Genomic DNA, 17,410 nt, shown 5'->3' on the forward strand with positions numbered 1-17,410 from the left:
AAAGCGGCCGAAGCCGCTTTCTTGTCTGATCTCTCTCAGGCTTAAACCGTAACCGGGTTCGCCTTCTCCACATCGATCTTGTACTGCTTGATCGCGCGGGCGACGTCCTTGCCGGTCATCTTGCCTTCCTTCGCCAGGGCGGCGATGGCGGCGTGGGCGATGTAGTAGCGGTCCACTTCGAAGTGGCGGCGCAGGTTGGCGCGGGTGTCGCTGCGGCCGAAGCCGTCCGTGCCCAGCACCGTGTACGCCGCCGGCACGAAGGCGCGGATCTGGTCGGTGTAGGCGCGCACGTAGTCGGTCGCGGCGATCACCGGACCCTGGCGGCCTTCCAGCAGTTCCGTCACGTACGCCTTGCGCGGCGTCTTCGCTTCCGGGTTCAGGCGGTTCCAGCGCTCGGCGTCGAAACCATCGCGACGCAGCTCGTTGAAGCTCGGGCAGGACCAGATGTCGGCGGTGACGCCGAAATCCTTGTCCAGCAGCTCGGCCGCCGCGATCGCCTCGCGCAGGATGGTGCCGCTGCCCATCAGCTGCACGCGCAGCTCGCCCTTCTTCGGCTTTCCGGCATCGGTGAGCAGGTACATGCCCTTGATGATGCCGTCGGCCGCGCCTGCCGGCATTTCCGGATGGCTGTAGTTCTCGTTCATCAGGGTGACGTAGTAGTACTCGTCCACCTGCTCCTGCAGCATCTTCTGCATGCCGTGCTGCAGGACCACCGCGACTTCGAAACCGAAGGTCGGGTCGTAGCTGCGCACGTTCGGGATGCTGCCGGCGATGACGTGGCTGAAACCGTCTTCGTGCTGCAGGCCTTCACCGTTGAGCGTCGTGCGGCCCGCGGTGCCGCCCAGCAGGAAGCCGCGCGTACGCATGTCCGCCGCCTGCCACGCGATGTCGCCGATGCGTTGGAAGCCGAACATCGAGTAGTAGATGTAGAACGGCAGCATCGGCACGTTGCTGACCGAATAGCTGGTACCCGCCGCCATCCACGACGACATCGCGCCCGGCTCGCTGATGCCCTGCTGCAGCACCTGGCCGGACTGGTCTTCGCGGTAGTACATCAGCTGGTCGGCATCGACCGGCTTGTACTTCTGGCCGAACGGCGCGTAGATGCCGATCTGGCGGAACATGCCTTCCATGCCGAACGTGCGCGCCTCGTCGGCGACGATCGGCACCAGGCGCGGGCCGACCTGCTTGTCGCGCAGCGCGATGTTCAGGCCCTGCACGAACGCCATCGTGGTGGAGATCTCGCGGTCGCCGGTGCTCTTCAGCAGGCGGTCGAACGCCTCGAGCTTCGGCGTCTCGAACGACTCGCTGGCCTTGCGGCGACGCTGCGGCAGGTAGCCGCCGAGCGCGGCGCGGCGCGACTTCAGGTACTGGATTTCCGGCGAGTCCTCGCCCGGGTGGTAGAACGGCACCTGCGCCGATTCTTCCAGCTGCTTGTCGCTGACCGGGATGTTGAAGCGGTCGCGGAACGTGCGGATGGCTTCGTCGTCCAGCTTCTTGGTCTGGTGGGTCGGGTTGAGCGATTCGCCCGCCGAGCCCATGCCGTAGCCCTTCACCGTCTTGGCCAGGATCACCGTGGGCATGCCCTTGGTGTTCACCGCCTCGTGGTAGGCCGCGTAGACCTTGTGCGGATCGTGGCCGCCGCGGTTGAGGCGCCAGATGTCGTCGTCGGACAGGTTGGCAACCATGGCCGCCGTCTCCGGGTACTTGCCGAAGAAGTTGTCGCGCGTGTACTTGCCGCCGAACGCCTTGCAGTTCTGGTACTCCCCGTCGACGGTTTCCATCATCAGCTTCTTCAGCACGCCGCTGGTGTCGCGCGCGATGAGCGGATCCCAGTAGCTGCCCCACAGCAGCTTGATGACATTCCAGCCGCCGCCGCGGAACACGCCTTCGAGTTCCTGGATGATCTTGCCGTTGCCGCGCACCGGGCCATCGAGGCGCTGCAGGTTGCAGTTGACGACGAAGATCAGGTTGTCGAGGCCTTCGCGGCCGGCCAGCGCGATCGCGCCGAGGGTTTCCGGCTCGTCGCTCTCACCGTCGCCGATGAAGCACCACACCTTGCGGTCGGACTTCTCGATCAGGCCGCGGTGCTCCAGGTACTTCATGAACTGCGCCTGGTAGATCGCCGCCAGCGGGCCCAGGCCCATCGAGACGGTCGGGGTCTGCCAGTAGTCCGGCATCAGCCACGGATGCGGGTAGGACGAGATGCCCTGGCCGTCGACTTCCATGCGGAAGTTGTCGAGCTGCTGCTCGTTGATGCGGCCTTCCAGGTACGAACGCGCGTAGATGCCCGGCGCGCTGTGGCCCTGGATGAACAGCAGGTCGCCCGGATGGTTCTCGCTCGGCGCGCGCCAGAAGTGGTTGAAGCCGACGTCGTACAGCGTCGCGCCGGAGGCGAAGCTGGCGATGTGGCCGCCGAGGTCGCCGGGCTTGCGGTTGGCGCGCACGACGGTGGCCATCGCGTTCCAGCGGATGATCGAACGGATGCGCCATTCCAGCGCGGCGTCACCGGGGCTCTTGGCCTCGTTCTGCGGCGCGATGGTGTTGACGTATTCGGTGGTCGGCGAGAACGGCAGGTAGGCGCCGGCGCGGCGGGTGACTTCCACCATGCCTTCGAGCAACTGGTGAGCACGCAGGGCGCCGTTCTTCTCGATCACCGCCTGCATGGAATCGATCCATTCGCGGGATTCCTGCGGGTCCGGATCGCTCTGCAACATCTCGTTCAACCAGTTCATTCCCACTCCTGTTGCGCCGCGCGTGGGGCGTGGCGTCGCCGATTCTTGTAGACCCTGAAGTGTAACGCACGCACCCCGCGGCAGACCTGGCTACGCAGGCGTATGGAACGGACACTACGTCGCTGTCCCGGGACAACAAAAGCACCAAAATAAGACCTTTGCCGTATTGCAACATTCCAGTGCGCTTATGATCGGCGCGGGGGAAGGCTCGGGGGCGGCATGCAAGACGCAGTGCCAGGGAACGTCGTGCCAGATGCTGCCGGTGCCTCGCACTGGCGCAGCAGCCTGCGCACGCGCATCGCCGTGTGGGCGGGCCTGGTGAACGTGGTGCTGCTGGTGCTGCTGGTGGTGGCGACGTCGTGGTACGCGCGGCGCATGATCCTGGACAACGCACGCCGCGATACCCAGGCCAGCGCGCAGGAAGCCGTGCAACGGCTGGACAACGCGATGCGCGTGGTCACCATCACCACGCACGGCATCTCCGACCTGGTCGGCTCGGCCAACCTTGCGCCCGACGAACTCACCGCCACGCTGCGCGCGATGGTCAAGGCCACGCCCGGCTGTGCCGGCGGCCTGCTGGTGCTGGAGCCGCGCACGCGCGACGACACGCCCTTCGCCCGCTATGTGGCGGCGAACGGACACGACCGCGACCTCGTCGCCGACGGTTATCCCTATCGCGACCAGGGCTGGTACCAGCGCACCGTGGCATCGCCCGGCGGCTGGTGGTCCGAGCCCTACCTCAACCAGACCGCGGGTGCGGTGTGGATGGTCACCTACAACATGCCGCTGCGCGAACCCGGCCGTGGTGCGCGCACCCGCGGCATGGTCAGCCTGGACCTGCCGCTGGCCAACCTGACCGACATGGTCGAGTCGCTGGCGAACCTGCCGGGTTGGCGGGTGACGCTGGTGGCCCCGGCCGGCACGCTGGCGCTCAATCCGGAGGTGGGGGTCGACCGGCTGGAAACGCTGGACGAGTACATCCGTCGCGCCGGTCGTGCCGACCTGCAGGAAGCGGCGCAGGCGGTCAGGCTGCGGCGCCCGCTTCAGCATGCGCACGTCGATGCCGTGACCGGCGAACGGCGCTACACCGTCGTGGAGCCGGTGGGCGACACGGGCTGGAACCTGCTGGTCGCGCAGTCGTACGACTTGATCACCGAGCGCCTCAACCAGGCCCTGTGGATGCTCGCCGCCGTGGGTACGCTGCTGGCACTGGTCTGCATGCTGGTGGTGCGCAAGCTGGCGCGCCACATCAGCCAGCCGGTGGAACGACTCTCGGCCTCCGCCGCACGCCTGGCCGAAGGCGACTACGCGATGCCCGTGCCCTACGTGGGCCGGCGCGACGAGGTCGGCCAGATGGCACGCACGCTGGAACACGCGCGCGGATCGATCCAGCAGCAGTTGCGCGAGATCGAGGACATGACGGCGGCGCGCCAGAAACTGGAGAGCGAGTTGTCCATCGCGCGCGAGATCCAGCAGGCGATGCTGCCGCCGGGCCGGGTGATCGACCGCGAGCAGAGCCACCTGGAAGCCTATGCGCGACTGGAACCGGCCAAGGCCGTGGGCGGCGATTTCTACAGCTTCATCGAGACCGGCACGGACGCGCTGTGGTTCGCCATCGGGGATGTCTCCGACAAGGGCGTGCCCGCGGCATTGTTCATGGCCCGCACGGTGACCGTGCTGGAAGTGGCGGCCAGCAGCCATGCCCGTCCCGACCGCGTGCTGGCCGAAGCCTCGCGCCGGCTGGTGCAGGGCAATGACGCGTGCATGTTCGCCACCGTGCTGTGCGGGCGCGTGGACGTGCGCACCGGCGAATGCGTGCTGGCCAGCGCCGGCCACGACGCGCCGTTGCTGCTGCATGCCGACGGGCGCCAGGAAACACTCCCGCTGCAACCCGGGCCGCCGCTGGGGTTCGAGGTCGGCGACGCTTTCCCGCTGTGGTCGGGCCAGTTGCCGGCCGGCACCACGTTGCTCGCATGGACCGACGGCATCACCGAGGCGTTCGACGCCGACAACGTCGCGTTCGGCCCGGAGCGCATCCCCGGCGCATTGCGCCCGGGTGCGAACGCACGCGAACAGTGCGAAGGGCTGATCGCGGCAGTTCACGCATTTACCGGCAGCGCACCGCAGTCGGACGACATCACGGCTTTGGCCATCCGCCGCCGGCTGGACAGCGCCCCCACTTCCCCCGAAGCTCCGCCATCACAGGAGACCGCGCATGCAGATGCGACTGTTCATTCCCCGTGAGCACGCCCGTGTCGACGACCTCAACGCGTCGCTCGAAGCCGTGCTGGCCAACAACGGCGTCAGCCGCGCGATCCAGGGCGATGTGCGCCTGATCGTCGAGGAGCTGGCCAGCAATGCGATCGAGCACGGCGACCTCGCCCGCGTCGATACCGAGGAGCACGAGTTGTGCGTGGACATCGGCATCCGCGACCACCTGCTGACGCTCGAATTCCGCGAGAGCGGTGTTCCGTTCAATCCGCTCGACCAGCCACCCCCCGATCTGGACGCCGATATCCTCGACCGCCCCACCGGCGGCCTGGGACTGCACCTGGTGCGGCAGGTGTCGGAAGACGCCCACTACGAGCGCGTCGGCAACTACAACGTGCTGCGGCTGACGCTGCGCATCCCCACCGAGGAGACCGCACCATGAGCCTGGGCATCGACATCCTGCCGCCGGGCAAGGGCAGCCAGCGCGTGGCCGTCAGCGGCCGCCTGGACACGCACACCTACGAAGACCTGGACGTAGCGCTCGCGCCGATGCTGTCGCGCCAGCTGCACTCGCTGGTGCTGGACCTCTCGGGGCTGGAGTACATCAGCAGCGCGGGCATCCGCTCCATCTTCAAGGCCCGCAAGACACTGGCCCCGCACGGCGGCAAGGTGCTGCTGGTGAACCCGCAGCCGCAGATCCAGAAGGTGCTGGACATGGTCAAGGCGGTGCCGCTGAACGAGATCTTCTCGTCGACGGCCGAAGCCGATGCCTACCTGGACGCGATGCAGCGCAAGGTCCTGCAGGCCGGCGAGGACGACGACTGACAGACACGGGCCGCGTCGTCTCACTTTTGCTTTACGATCCGACCTCCCTCCCCTCCATACCCGGGTCGCCCCCACCCGGCACATCCGTTGCACGAGATGCCCGATGACATTGGAGATTGAGGTCTACCCGCCGGTGAACGGCAACCAGTACGTGCTGCTCAGCGGCCGGCTGGACACGCTCAGCTACGCGCAGCTCGACGAAGCGCTGGCGCCGATGCTGGCGGCGCGTCCGCAGGCGCTGGTGCTGGACCTCGCCCACCTGGACTACATCAGCAGCGCCGGCGTGCGCAGCATCCTGAAGGCGCGCAAAGCCCTGGCGCCGCATGAAGGCCGCCTGCTGGTGGTGCATCCGCAGGAACAGATCCGCAAGGTGATCGAGATCGTGCAGGCCGTGCCGATGGATGAGATCTTCGAATCCACCGCCGATGCGGACGCCTACCTGGATGCGCTGCAGCGGCGGATCCTCGATGGCGAGGAAGAGAACTGACAGGCAAGAAGAATGTGGGATGTGGGAGCGACGTAAGTCGCGATGAGGCTTTACCTGTAGCCCATCGCGACTTACGTCGCTCCCACACCTGAAGTCCTGGATACCGACCAAGAAAAAGCCCCGCATGCGGGGCTTTTTCTCTCCAGGGCTCAGACCGATCAGCCCGGTCCGCTGCGCTCGGCTTCGCGCTGCTGGCGGATCTGCGCATCCACCGCGGCGATCGCGGTCATGTTGATCACGCGACGCGGCGTGGCGCTGGTGGTCAGGATGTGCACCGGCCGCGAAATGCCCATCAGGATCGGGCCGATCGCCACGCCGTCGGTGACCACGCGCACCATGTTGTAGGCGATGTTGGCGGCATCCAGGTTGGGCATGACGAACAGGTTGGCGCGACCGGTCAGCGTGCTGCCCGGCATCATCCGGCTGCGCAGCACTTCGTCCCACGCGGTGTCGCCCTGCATTTCGCCGTCCACGTTGAGGTCGGGCTTGCGCTTGAGCAGCAGCTCGCGCACGCGACGCATCTTGATCGAACCCGGCGTCTCGTGGCTGCCGAAGTTGGAGTGCGACAACAGCGCGATGCGCGGCTCGATGCCGAACAGCTTCAGGCGGTACGCCGCCTGCAGCGTGGCCTCGGCGATCTGCTCGGCGGTCGGGTCGTCCTGCACGTGCGTGTCCAGGAAGAAGTACGCGCCCTGGTTGTTGATCACGCCGGTCATCGCCGAGGTGGACTGCACGCCAGGGTCCAGCGGGATCACGCTGCGCACGTAGCCGAGCTTCTTGTGGAAGCGGCCGACCAGGCCGGTGATCATCGCGTCGGCTTCGCCACGCGCCACCATCACCGCGGCGATCAGCGTGGGCCTCGAGCGCATCAGGTTCTTCGCCGCCGCCGGCGTCACGCCGCGGCGCGCCGTCAGCGCATGGTAGTGCTGCCAGTAGTCGTTGAAGCGCGGGTCGTCGTCCTGGTTGGTCACTTCGAAGTCGACGCCGGCGCGCATGCGCAGGCTGAGGCGCTGGATGCGCGCATCGATCACGTCCGGGCGGCCGATCAGGATCGGGAACGCAAGGCCTTCGTCGATCACCGTCTGCACGGCGCGCAGCACGGTCTCTTCCTCGCCTTCGGCATAGACCACGCGCTTCTTGTCGGCACGCGCGCGGTCGTACACCGGCTTCATCATCAGGCTGGTGCGGTAGACGAACTGGCCCAGCTTCTCGCGGTAGGCCCACATGTCCGGGATCGGGCGCAGCGCCACGCCGGAGTCCATCGCCGCCTGCGCGACCGCGGCGGCCACTTCCACCAGCAGACGCGGATCGAACGGACGCGGGATCAGGTATTCGGGGCCGAAGCAGGGCACGTCGTCGCCGTAGGCCGAACCCAGGTCGGAGGCCTCGCGCCGCGCCAGCTTGGCGATGGCGTGCACGCAGGCGACCTTCATGTCTTCGTTGATGACGGTAGCACCGACATCGAGCGCGCCACGGAAGATGTACGGGAAGCAGAGCGCGTTGTTGACCTGGTTCGGGTAATCGCTGCGTCCGGTGCCGATGATGACGTCCGGGCGCACGGCCTTCGCATCGGCCGGCAGGATTTCCGGATTCGGGTTGGCCAGCGCCAGGATGATGGGCTTGTCCGCCATCGTGGCGACCATCTCCGGCTTGAGGATGCCGCCGGCCGACAGGCCCAGGAAGATGTCCGCGCCGTCGACGATCTCGGCCAGCGAACGCTTGCCGGTGTCGCGCGCATACCGCGCCTTGTCCGGGTCCAGGTGCGGGCGGCCGCTGTAGATCACGCCGTCGCGGTCGAAGGCGAGGATGTTCTCCGGCTTCAGGCCCAACGCCACGAGCATGTCCAGGCAGGCGATGCCGGCCGCGCCGGCGCCGCTGGTGGCCAGCTTCACGTCGCCGATCTTCTTGCCGACCACTTCCAGCGCGTTGACCACGGCCGCGCCGACGATGATCGCGGTGCCGTGCTGGTCGTCGTGGAAGACCGGGATCTTCATCCGCTCGCGCAGCTTGCGCTCGACGATGAAGCACTCCGGCGCCTTGATGTCTTCCAGGTTGATGCCGCCGAAGGTCGGCTCCAGCGAGGCGATGATCTCGACCAGCTTGTCCGGATCGGTCTCGTTGATCTCGATGTCGAATACGTCGATGCCGGCGAACTTCTGGAACAGCACGCCCTTGCCTTCCATCACCGGCTTGCCGGCCAGCGCGCCGATGTTGCCCAGGCCCAGCACGGCGGTGCCGTTGGTGACCACGGCCACCAGGTTGCCGCGCGCGGTGAGCTCGCTGGCGGTGTTCGGGTCCTCGACGATGGCCTCGCAGGCGTAGGCCACGCCCGGGGAGTAAGCCAGGGCCAGGTCGCGCTGGGTCAGCATCGGCTTGGTCGGAGCGACCTTGATCTTGCCGGGCGGGGACAGCCGGTGGTACTCGAGCGCGGCCTGCTTGAAATCGTCGTTCGTCATCGCGGAAACGGTGCCTGTGGTGAAGGCGGGGGAGCGGCAATTCTACCCGGTCCCCGCCGGGGCCGGATTCCGCGGAATGCGGCGCTGCGTCACGCCGTGCGCGCGAACGTCCCGCTCAGGGTGTCATGAAGCGGCAAGCATCGCGTGGCGGCGACGCGCGGCCGCAGGTCTCGCCGAACGCGCTGGGCGCGGGCTTCTCGCCGGTGTCCAGCCAATGCTCCAGCACCTGCAATACGGTGGTGTAGGTCGCATCCTGCAGGCGGCTGTGGTCCTGCTCGTCGGTCAGCGCCTGCAACAGCAGGTGGCTGCGTCCGGCGGCGGCGACGGTCGTCGCGTACGCGGCGTCGGCTTCGTAGGACACGGTGGGATCGTGGCGCGCATGCACCGTCACCGTCGGCAGCACGATCAACCCGGACAGGTCGGCGTCGTAGGCCAGGGCGGCCACCGCAGCGGGGTCGGCACGGAAGCGCTCCACGCCCGCATTCAAGGCGGTGTCGTCGTGCGACCCGCGATAGACGGTGGCGCTGTTGTCGAACGGATTGCGGCCGCCGAGGCGCTTCTGCACCACGTCCTGGAAATGGAACGTGCCCCACGCCAGGTGCGCGACCAGTTGCTTCTCGGCCACGCCGGTGACCGCGAGGATGTCGCGCAGGTTCGCTGCCTGCGCGGCCGTGCGCTTGCCGGCGGGAAGCTCGACGCCCGTGCACGCGTTCACGCGCGCGCGCAACTCGTCGCGCGTCATGCGGGCGTCGGCCGGCAAGCCCTGCCAGAGCGGATACTGCACTTCGCCCTTCGCCGGATGGTTGCGGCAGTAGTACTGGTACACCGCGCGCAGGTCGGCACGGAACCCGTAGCCGCGCGTGCCGCCATACAGCATGCCGTTGGTGCTCAGCACGCCGTCGTAGTTCGCGCGCCCGTCGATCTCCAGCGCGTACAGCTCGGCCGCTTTCGCCGCCACGTTGCCGCCCCACGACTGGCCATGCAGCAGCGTGCGCTCCGGCCGGCCCCAACGCGCCCAGAACACGCGCCGGCTGTGTTCCACGTCGGCCGCCGCCATGCGCACACCGTAACCGCCGCGACGATACGTGGTGCCGACCCAGGCATAGCCTTCGCGCACCATCACCGCGAAGCGATCCAGGTCCTCCGCCGAATCACCCGCCTTCGGCGCGCCCAGGCGCGGCCCGCCGTGCGCATGCACGATGAGCCGTTTGTTCCAGGCCTCGGGCATCGCGACCAGCAGCCATGCGCCCTGCGCATCGCGCCCTTCGTGGCACGCGACCCTGGTCCCGACGGACGCAGGACACGGCACGGGGGCGAACGCCACGTCGGTGTCGGCCGCTGTCGCCGCCTGCACGGCGGGCGCCGATGCGCCCAGGCAGGCGGCGAGCAGGAGGCCGCGCCAACGGCGGTGCGAAGATCGCATGGCGGGGGGCATCTTCCTCAGAACGACCGGCTGATATTGACGTAGAAGTAGCGGCCCCACGGATTGTGCAGCGAACCACGGTAGCCGCCATCGGCCAGCGCCGGACCTTCGTCGGTCAGGTCGCGCACGCCCAGGCGCAGCGCGGTGCCGTCGGGGAAGCGGTATTGCCCGTACAGATTGTGGAACAGACGGTCCTCTACCACCCACGGATCGCCCGAGGCGCCCAGCAGCTGCGGCTGTTCGAACGAGCTCATGTACTGCGCGGAGTAACCGACGCGCCACGGGCCCTTGTTCCAGGTCAGCGAACCGCTGGCGCGCCATTCGGGTCGGCCGTTCTGGCCGATCAGCTGGCTCGGGTCCGGCAGCGGCGTCAGCGGATCGATGGTGCCGGCCGCGCGCGCGGCGTACAGCGCGTTGACGATGTCGCCCGGGTCGCGGGTGAATTCCAGCAGCTTGGTGGCGTTGAGGCTGGCCGAGAAGCTGCCGAAGCGCGTGCGGCGCAGCGACCAGTCCATGCCGATGTCCAGGCCGCCGGCGGTCTGCGGCTGCAGGTTGATGAAGCGGTCGTTGATCGCGATGACCTGGCCGACCGGATCGATGCCGGTGCCCGCGAAGAAGTCGATGTCTTCCTGGGTGGGATCGGCACGCACGACCAGCGGATTGCTGCCGCCTTCCACCCGGTTGAGGTAGTCCAGCGTCAGCGCGGTCTGCGCGCCGAGCAGGCCGACGATCTGCTCCTGCTTGATCTTCCAGCGATCGACGGTGAAGGTGAAGTTGCCGAAGCGCTCGGGGATGAAGGTCGGCTGGAACACCACGCCGTAAGAGGTGTTGGTGCTCTCTTCCGGTTCCAGGTCCGGGTTGCCGGCCACCAGCAGCGAGGCGCCCGCCGTGTTCTGCCCGCAGGCACTGAACGACGCGATACGACCGGCGCGCAGGTCGGCTTCGCAGCGGATGTGGTCCACGCCACTGGCCAGGCGAGAGTACTGGGTGGCGTTGGTCTGCTCCAGGTTCGGCGCACGGAAGCCTTCGGAGTACGAACCGCGCAGGCGCACGCCTTCCACCACGTCCCACGCCAGCGCGACCTTGGGCTTGGCCACCGAACCGAAGTCGGAATAGTGCTCGTAGCGGCCAGCCAGCTGCATGTCCAGGCGATGCACCAGCGGGATGTCCATGTCGGCCGAGACCAACGGCACCGCGAACTCCACGTAGGCCGAGCCGACGTTGCGCGAGCCGCGGGTGTCGGGGTTCGGGCTGACCGCGGCCACGTTGCTGAGGTTGGTCTCGCCGGTGACCATGTCGGTGAAGGTGTAGGTGCCGTCGAGGTTGGCGTCGCGGTCGTCTTCCTGCGTCTCGCGGCGTGCTTCTGCGCCGAAGGCAACGCCCACTTCACCGGCCGGCAAGGCGAACAGGTCCGCGCGGCTCATCTTGAAGTCGGCCATGGTCAGCGTGGTACGCGACTTGCGCACGAGGTCGAACACGATGGCGTCGATCGCCGCCTGCGAACTGGGCGAGCAGTCGCTGTGCGTCGGCGTGTCCACGCAGCCGCCGCTGAACGGGTTGTACGCATCGGGCGTGGCCAACGCGAGCTGCTGCTGCAGCGCGGTCATGTTGATGTTCGGCGAGCGATCCTTGGCTTCGGCTTCGGAGTACAGCAGCGCGGTTTCCCAGTTCCAGCCGTTCCACTCGCCACGCAGGCCCGCCAGGAAACGCGCCTGGTAGTTCTCCACGCGCACGCGCTGGAAGCCGGTGTCGACGTAGCGGTAGTTGCTCATCTGCACGGGCAGGCCGGCGGCGGGCACGTTGGTCAGGCCGGGCAGGCGGTTCGGGTTCGGCGTGCCATCCGGCAGCGTGGTCGCGCCGAAGGGATTCCAGTAATTGCTGGCGGGAATCCACAGGCTGTTGAGGTTCACCACCGGCGGCTGCAGCGCTTCGCTGACGGCCTGGTAGTAGCCCACTTCGCCAAACGCTTCCACGCCGTTGTCGAGCGAATAGTGGCCGGTGAGGTAGGCATTGAAGCGCTCCACCGACGGCCGCACCGTGGTGCCGTAGCGCGTGTCGTAGCGCATCTCGCGGTTGGTGGTGTTGAAGTTGTGGTTGCCGCTGGCCAGGCAGAGATCGTTGCCAAGACTGACGCCGCACCCGAAGCTCGACGGCTGCACGCGGAACGCGCCCGCCGTGTTCGTCACCGCCACGCCGTTGGAGCGGATCACCGCGCGCGGGCCCACGGTCAGGCGCGCCCACGGCGTGTGCGAGGAACGGCCATCCAGCGCAGTGAGACCGGCGAAGTCCGGGTAGTCGGCGAACAGCGCGCGCAGGTCGTCGGTGGAGGTGAATTCCTGGTCCGCCGCCATCAGCTCGGAGCGGTCGGTGTAGTTCAGGAACACCGACACGTTGCCGCGATCGAAGTTCTTGCCGGCGAAGACGTTCGTCTCGAACTCGTTCATGCCGGTGCCTTCCGCGGTGCCGTAGCGCGCACTGGCGCTGACGCCGTCGAAATCGGTCTGCAGCACGGTGTTGACCACGCCGGCCACCGCGTCGGCGCCGTAGATGGCCGCCGCGCCATCCAGCAGGATCTCCATGCGGTCGAGGCCGGAGACGGGGATCGCGTTGGAATTGAAACTCTGCACCGGCACCGTGCCGGTATCGGACGTGCCCTGGCTGGTCGGGTGCTGCACCAGGCGGCGCCCGTTGAGCAGCACCAGCGTGTTGCCGACGCCGAGCGAACGCAGGTTCACCGAATTGACGTCGCCGCGCGCCGCATTGCTGGTCTGCGGATTGTTCGAGGCATCGAACAGCACGTCGCCCATCTGCGGGATGGTGCGCATCAGCTCGTCGCCGGAGATCGCACCGGCGGCATCGATCTGTTCCGCACCGACCACCAGCACTGGCAGCGCATCGGTGGTGGCCGCGCCCTGGATGTGCGAGCCCACCACGACCACCTTGTCCAGGGTCTTGGCATCGTCGGCGGGCGCGGCTTCGGCCTGCGGCGCGGGCGCGGCCGGAGCTGGCGCGTCCTGGGCCGCGGCGGCATGGATCACGGCCAGCAAGGCCAGGGTAAGACCGCTCCGCAATGGGGCGGCGCGTCGGTTGGTATGCATCGTTCAGTCCCTCCTCTGAAGACGTGGTGTGGCCGGCGTCAGTCGGCCGTGAGTCGTGTCGGGTCGCCCGGGCCTGCGGCCGGATCGGGCGCGGCGGCGATCGGTGCGGACGGCCCGCCCAGCGCGCGCGCCAGCGCATCGCGGTCGAGCGCGTTCTCCCAGCGCGCGACCACCAGCGTGGCCACCGCGTTGCCGGTGAAGTTGGTCAGCGAGCGGCACTCGCTCATGAAACGGTCGATGCCCAGGATCAGCGCCATGCCGGCGACCGGCACTTCCGGCACCACCGCCAGCGTGGCGGCCAGCGTGATGAAGCCGGCGCCGGTAACGCCGGCGGCGCCCTTCGAGCTCAGCATCGCGACCAGCAGCAGCATGATCTGGTGGCCGAGGCTCAGCTCGGTGTTGGTGGCCTGCGCGATGAACAGCGCGGCCAGCGTCATGTAGATGTTGGTGCCGTCCAGGTTGAACGAATAGCCGGTGGGCACCACCAGGCCGACGACGGACTTCGCCGCACCGGCGCGCTCCATCTTCTCCATCAGCGACGGCAGCGCGGATTCGGACGAGGACGTGCCGAGCACCAGCAGCAGTTCGGCCTTGAGGTAGCGGATCAGGCGGAAGATCGAGAAGCCGCACCACCACGACACCAAGCCGAGGATCACGATCACGAACAGCAGCGAGGTGAGGTAGAACGAACTGACCAGCCACGCCAGGTTGACCAGCATGCCGACGCCGTACTTGCCGATGGTGAAGGCGATGGCGCCGAAGGCACCGATCGGCGCGGCGCGCATCAGGATGTGCACCAGGCGGAACACCGGCGCGGTCAGCGCCTCCAGCAGGTTCAGCACCGGGCGGCCCTTCTCGCCGACCAGCGCCAGCGACAGGCCGAACAGCACCGCCACGAACAGCACCTGCAGGATGTTGTCGCCCACCAGCGGGCTGACCAGCGTCTTCGGGATGATGTCCATAAGGAAGCCGACCAGCGACAGCTCGTGCGATTTCTGCACGTAGTCGTTGACCGCCGACTGGTCCAGGTCGGCCGGGTTGATGTTCATGCCGGCGCCGGGCTGCACCACGTGCGCGACGACCATGCCGACCACGAGCGCCAGCGTGGAGAAGAACAGGAAGTACACCATCGCCTTGGCGAACACCCGGCCCACGGTGCGCAGGTGGGTCATGCCGGCGATGCCGGTGACGATGGTCAGGAAGATCACCGGCGCGATGATCATCTTCACCAGCTTGATGAAGGCATCGCCCAGCGGCTTCATCGATTCGGCCAGCGCCGGCTCGAAGTGGCCCAGCGTCGCGCCCAGCACGATGGCCACGATCACCTGGAAGTACAGCTGCTTGTACAGCGGCTGCTTCGGCGGTGGCAGGACGGGCGCTTCGGCCAGGTGCATGGGATGGCTCCGGGAACGGACAGGACGCCGCCCACATCGGCGGCCGGCATGTTGTACCCCCGCTTCGCCGCGACACCGATAACCTATTGGTACTAGCCCACGTCCTTGGGGCGGCGCCCCCGTAGACTGACCGCCATGCTGCGCACGCGCCGCCACCGCCAGACCCTGCTCGTCGTACTGCTCACCGTGGGCGGCGCGATGCTGGCGATGGCGATGGCCTACCGCTGGGCCGGTGCGCGCGCGTTGCGCGACGAAACCGCCCAGCTGCATCGCCAACTGGACCTGCATTCGCAGGCGCTGCAGCAACGCATCGACCGCTACCGCACGCTGCCGCAGGTGCTGGCCCAGGACCCGGACCTGCGCCAGGCGCTCGCCGCGCCGGTGGACGATGCGCGCCGCAATGCGCTCAACCAGCGCCTGGAAAACGCCAACAGCGTGACCCGCTCCTCCACGCTCACCCTGATCGACCGCCGCGGCATCGCGCTGGCGGCGAGCAACTGGCGCGAACCCACCAGCAACGTCGGCGAGGACTACAGCTTCCGTCCCTACGTGCAGCAAGCGCTGCGCGACGGCCGCGGCCAGTTCTACGGCATCGGCCTGACCACGGGCGAGCCCGGCTATTTCCTGTCGCAGGCCATCACCGGACCCGATGGACAGGTGGCCGGCCTGGTCGTCATCAAGATCGAACTGGACGCGCTGGAACAGGAATGGCTGCAGACGCCGGACATCGTCCTGGTCAGCGATGCGCACGACGTGATCTTCCTCGCCAGCCGCGACGAGTGGCGTTACCGCACGCTGCGCACGCTTACCGAGACCGACCGGCGCGAACTCACCACCACCCGCCAGTACGCACGCCAGCAGCTCTCCCCGCTGCGCGTGCAGGCGCTGCCTTCGGATGCAGGCGACACGCGTCGCGTGCGCTTGCTGGACCCGGCGCTGGCCGATCCGGTGCTGTGGCAATCGATGGCGCTGCCCGAAGAAGGCTGGCACCTGCACCTGCTGCACGACGCGTCGGCCACCGTCGCGGCCGCGCGCACCGCGGCGATCGCGGCCGGTGGCGGGTGGCTGGCGCTGTCGTTCCTGGTGTTGTTCATGCAGCAGCGTCGCCGCCTGGCCGTGCTGCGCCAACGCAGCCGCGCCGAACTGGAAGCCGTGCTGCAGCAGCACGCGCAGGAACTGCGCACCGCGCAGGACGGCATCGTCGAAGCCGCGCGCTCGGCCGATGCCGGACTCAGCCGCAGCCTGGAGCACCTGCCACAGGGCGTGGTGATCATCGATGCCGACCTGCGCCTGGTGGCGTGGAACTCGCGCTACATGGACCTGTTCCGGTTCCCGCCCGACCTGATCCACGTCGGACGGCCGATCGAGGACGTGTTCCGCTTCAACGCGCGGCGCGGCCTGCTCGGGCCGGGTCCGGTGGAAGACGCGATCCAGCGCCGACTGGAGCATCTGCGCAGTGGCAAGCCGCACATGCGCGAGAGCGAGAAGGACGACGGCGTGGTGCTGGAGATCCGCGGCAACCCGCTGCCGGATGGCGGTTTCGTCACCAGCTATGCCGACATCACCAGCTACAAGAACGCCGCGCGCGAACTGCGTTCGCTGGCGGACGCGCTCGAGCATCGCGTGGAAGAACGCACGCGCGCGCTCGCCGATGCGACCCAGGCAGCGGAGAGCGCCAACCGCTACAAGACGCGCTTCGTGGCCTCGGCGGTGCACGACCTGCTGCAACCGCTCAACGCCGCCCGCATGTTCGTCTCCGCGTTGCGCGGTCGGCTGGCGGACGAGGAAGCGCGCCGCATCGCCGACCACGTGGACAACGCGCTGGTCGCGCAGGACGCCATCCTCAACAGCCTGCTGGACATCGCGCGGCTGGAATCCGGCGCGCTCCCGACGCGCGTGCGCGACTTCGCGCTCGCGCCGCTGCTGGAAACACTGGCGCGCGAGTTCGGCATCGTGGCCGCGGATCGCGGGCTGCGGCTGGACAGCGTGCCCACCCGCGCCATCGTGCGCAGCGACGAAGCGCTGCTGCGGCGCATCCTGCAGAACTTCCTGTCCAACGCGATCCGCTACACCCCACGCGGCCGGGTGCTGCTCGGCGTGCGGCGGTTCCCGCAGGGCGTTCGCATCGAAGTGCACGACCAGGGCCCCGGCATCCCGGAGAGTCTGCAGGCGGAAATCTTCGAGGAATTCCGCCGGCTCGGCGACGGTGTGGTGAACGATCGCGGCGCCGGCCTGGGCCTGGCGATCGTGGAACGCATCGGCCGGCTGCTCGGGCACCGCATCGGCCTGCGCTCGCAGCTGGGACGCGGCAGCGTGTTCTGGGTGGAACTGCCACGGGGCGCCGCTGGTGCGGCGACCCTGGAACCGGCATTCCCCATCGTCGAAAGCGACGACGGTTCGCCCTTGCGCGGCCGCCGGGTATGGTGCATCGACGACGACCCGCGCGTCTGCGAAGCCACGCGCGCGTTGCTGCACCGCTGGGAATGCGAGGTGCCGTTGGCCGCCGGACCCGCCGAGGCGCTGGCCGCTGCAATCCCCGGACAAGCGCCGGACCTGCTGCTGCTCGACGTGCGCCTGGGCGACACCGACGGGCCGACGGTCTACACCGCGCTGTGCGAACGCTGGGCGGCCTCGCCACCGGTGATCCTGGTCACCGCCGAGCGCGACGATGCCCTGCGCGCGCTTGCGCAGGCCTACGGCTGGGGCTTCCTGTCCAAACCCGTGAAGCCCGCGGCGCTGCGCGCGCTGATGACCCAACTGCACGTGCGGCGCGCACGATGA

At 68.2% G+C, this 17,410-nt stretch carries 10 protein-coding genes; 5 read left to right on the plus strand and 5 right to left on the minus strand.

Annotated elements, in window-relative coordinates; all coding sequences use genetic code 11:
- Positions 1-41 precede the first annotated feature (41 nt).
- Entirely contained in the window at positions 42-2,735 is a 2,694-nt protein-coding gene (aceE, locus tag ACSION_RS00265) for a pyruvate dehydrogenase (acetyl-transferring), homodimeric type (RefSeq protein WP_435304341.1), read from the minus strand.
- A 246-nt stretch (positions 2,736-2,981) separates the two neighbouring features.
- Between aceE and ACSION_RS00270 the strand changes: the two genes are divergently transcribed.
- The 4 genes from ACSION_RS00270 (at position 2,982) to ACSION_RS00285 (ending at position 6,258) form a co-directional block, all read left to right on the plus strand.
- The gene (locus ACSION_RS00270) at positions 2,982-4,979 is read left to right on the plus strand and encodes a SpoIIE family protein phosphatase (RefSeq protein ID WP_435304342.1); all 1,998 of its coding nucleotides are present in this window, start codon (positions 2,982-2,984) and stop codon (positions 4,977-4,979) included.
- The gene (locus ACSION_RS00275; protein ID WP_435304343.1) at positions 4,951-5,388 is read left to right on the plus strand and encodes an ATP-binding protein; all 438 of its coding nucleotides are present in this window, start codon (positions 4,951-4,953) and stop codon (positions 5,386-5,388) included. Before ACSION_RS00270 ends, ACSION_RS00275 begins: the two co-directional genes overlap by 29 nt.
- Complete coding sequence (locus ACSION_RS00280; RefSeq protein ID WP_435304344.1) at positions 5,385-5,771, plus strand: STAS domain-containing protein; 387 nt, start codon at positions 5,385-5,387, stop codon at positions 5,769-5,771. The genes ACSION_RS00275 and ACSION_RS00280 overlap by 4 nt, the downstream gene beginning before the upstream one ends.
- A gap of 103 nt (positions 5,772-5,874) precedes the next feature.
- Entirely contained in the window at positions 5,875-6,258 is a 384-nt protein-coding gene (locus ACSION_RS00285; protein WP_435304345.1) for an STAS domain-containing protein, read from the plus strand.
- A gap of 158 nt (positions 6,259-6,416) precedes the next feature.
- Here the strand turns inward: ACSION_RS00285 and ACSION_RS00290 are convergent, their stop codons facing one another.
- The 4 genes from ACSION_RS00290 to ACSION_RS00305 all read right to left on the minus strand — a co-directional run bounded on the left by ACSION_RS00290 (position 6,417) and on the right by ACSION_RS00305 (position 14,629).
- A complete protein-coding gene (locus tag ACSION_RS00290) occupies positions 6,417-8,714 on the minus strand; it encodes an NADP-dependent malic enzyme (RefSeq protein WP_435304346.1) in 2,298 nt (765 codons plus the stop codon).
- Positions 8,715-8,829: 115 nt separating this feature from the next.
- Positions 8,830-10,137 carry a hypothetical protein gene (locus ACSION_RS00295; RefSeq protein WP_435304347.1) on the minus strand — a complete coding sequence of 436 codons (1,308 nt, stop codon included), beginning with the start codon at positions 10,135-10,137 and terminating at the stop codon, positions 8,830-8,832.
- A gap of 17 nt (positions 10,138-10,154) precedes the next feature.
- Positions 10,155-13,235, minus strand: a complete 3,081-nt coding sequence (locus ACSION_RS00300) for a TonB-dependent receptor domain-containing protein (RefSeq protein ID WP_435304348.1) — start codon at positions 13,233-13,235, stop codon at positions 10,155-10,157.
- 38 nt (positions 13,236-13,273) lie between these two features.
- Complete coding sequence (locus ACSION_RS00305; protein WP_435304349.1) at positions 13,274-14,629, minus strand: dicarboxylate/amino acid:cation symporter; 1,356 nt, start codon at positions 14,627-14,629, stop codon at positions 13,274-13,276.
- Between the two features lie 138 nt (positions 14,630-14,767).
- Here ACSION_RS00305 and ACSION_RS00310 point away from each other — a divergent pair, with 138 nt between their 5' ends.
- Positions 14,768-17,410, plus strand: a complete 2,643-nt coding sequence (locus ACSION_RS00310; RefSeq protein WP_435306626.1) for a hybrid sensor histidine kinase/response regulator — start codon at positions 14,768-14,770, stop codon at positions 17,408-17,410.

This window comes from Pseudoxanthomonas sp. LjRoot125, from assembly GCF_964252705.1.
Lineage (GTDB): Bacteria > Pseudomonadota > Gammaproteobacteria > Xanthomonadales > Xanthomonadaceae > Pseudoxanthomonas_A.